The 1836-nt window shown below is 55.8% G+C and carries 1 protein-coding gene and 1 pseudogene; one reads left to right on the top strand and one right to left on the bottom strand.

Going from position 1 to position 1836, the window contains the following annotated elements:
• Positions 1 to 552: 552 nt before the first annotated feature.
• On the top strand, positions 553 to 1374 hold the full coding sequence (mazG, locus tag AAAB35_RS08510; protein WP_340667791.1) for a nucleoside triphosphate pyrophosphohydrolase: 822 nt from the start codon (positions 553 to 555) through the stop codon (positions 1372 to 1374).
• A 5-nt stretch (positions 1375 to 1379) separates the two neighbouring features.
• Here mazG and AAAB35_RS08515 read toward each other — a convergent pair.
• Positions 1380 to 1836: pseudogene (locus AAAB35_RS08515) on the bottom strand (GTPase HflX); the annotation flags it as partial.

The following is a 1836-nucleotide window of genomic DNA, read 5'->3' on the forward strand; positions in this document are numbered from 1 at the left end:
CGGCTGGATGTCGCCGGTCCGGGCTGCGATATTGAGGTCTCCGCCCTGCCCGGCGACGCGCTTCGGCACCTATCGGGATGACATTTCTACTTTGCAGAACCGGCGACATTTCTACTTGGTTGCAACACTGTTCACCTTGGGGGCCGCCGGCCTAGGTCTCCGGTAAAATGGCTGCACGCAACCGTCGCGAGGTGGCTCCCCCGTCAGTGGTTCGTTGCCTTAGCGCCGGGCTTGCGCTGCTCTCGGGTGGATGAGTGAAAGGCGTCGTCCCATTTTTCCAATTCAGTATCCGGATCGTCAAGGACCGCCGCTGCGTCAATCGCCAGGCTGTATTCTTCCGATGATTTAGAGTCGCTCGGACGATGCATGCGAATTAAAAGCCGATGCATTGATTCTTCGGGATCGATTGCAACGTAGAACATTTCAGACAGCGTGAACCGAGCATAACCGCGCGCGATTGTGGAAGATCCAGCAATCGGATGTTGTGGAAACTAGCCCTTTGCACGCGCTCGTACATGTTCGCACATGTCAGTCTACTTTATACTCATGCCCATGAAGCCCTCGCGCGATATCGGCCGTCTACTCGACATCATGGCAGCACTCAGGACGCCGGTGACTGGCTGCCCTTGGGACCTAGAGCAGAATTTCAAGTCGATTGCACCTTATACGCTCGAAGAAGCTTTCGAGGTCATCGACGCAATCGAACGCGACGATATCGATGATCTTCGCGAGGAACTTGGCGACCTTCTGCTTCAGGTCGTGTTTCACGCCCGCATGGCCGAGGAAATGAACGCGTTTGATTTCGGCGATGTGGTCCAGGCCATCACGCATAAGATGATCCGTCGGCATCCACATGTATTTGGTGCGGAAGCGGCCCGCGGCGCTGGTATGGCCAAGGGAATGTGGGACAGGATCAAGGCCGAGGAAAAGGCGGAACGGCGCGAGCGTCGTGCCGCGCTCAATCTCAGTCTCGCTGAAAAGGACGGGTTTCTCGACGATATTCCGCACGGATTTCCGGCCCTAATGCGTGCGCTGAAACTTCAGCAACGCGCGGCGAAGGTCGGCTTCGACTGGTCGGAAGCGGCGCCCATTCTCGAAAAGATCGAAGAAGAAATCGGCGAGTTGAAACAAGCGATCACCAGTGGCGACGCCAAGGATACGGAAGAAGAATATGGCGACCTGCTCTTTGTGATCGTCAATCTCGGCCGCCATTTGAAGCTGGAGCCCGAAAGCGCGTTGCGCGGGACCAATGAAAAATTTCGCAAGCGCTTTCACTATATAGAGCGCAAGCTCGCCGAACAGGATCATTCGCTCGATGCTGCTACGCTCGAAGAGATGGAAGCGCTTTGGCAGGAGGCGAAAACCGCAAAATAGCGCCGTTACCTATTGTTTCGGCTGAGTTTTTCCTCAAGCATCTGGTTCGATCCAATAGTCATGTCCATCGTCAGCGTAATCGATCCGTCGTCAAGGTCCTTGCGTTTCACATTGGTGGAATGCTGGTAGATCCAATCCATCAGACGCATCTGGTCGTGCTTAAGCGTGACCTTGACCTTTGAAAGCGCCCCTGAAATCCTGCTCTCAATCTCCTGAAGCAGCATATCCACTCCCTCACCTGTGAAGGCTGAGATCGGGATCGGACGTTCGCTCCCGGCAACGGCCGAACTCTGGCGCAGCGCCGCCTCTCGCCCGGCATCGTCAAGAAGATCGATCTTGTTCCAGACTTCGATTATGCGCTTGGAGTCACCGCGTTCGATGCCGAGGCTTTCCATGATCGTGTGGACGTCTTCGGCCTGGGCGGTGCTATCCGGGTCAGAAATATCGCGCACATGCAGGATT

It is taken from the genome of Phyllobacterium sp. (assembly GCF_037994425.1).
In the GTDB taxonomy this organism is placed as follows: Bacteria; Pseudomonadota; Alphaproteobacteria; order Rhizobiales; family Rhizobiaceae; genus Phyllobacterium.

Coding starts and splice junctions, on each gene's coding strand:
- mazG (WP_340667791.1), top strand. CDS start 553: ATGAAGCCCTCGCGCGATATCGGCCGTCTACTCGACATCATGGCAGCA.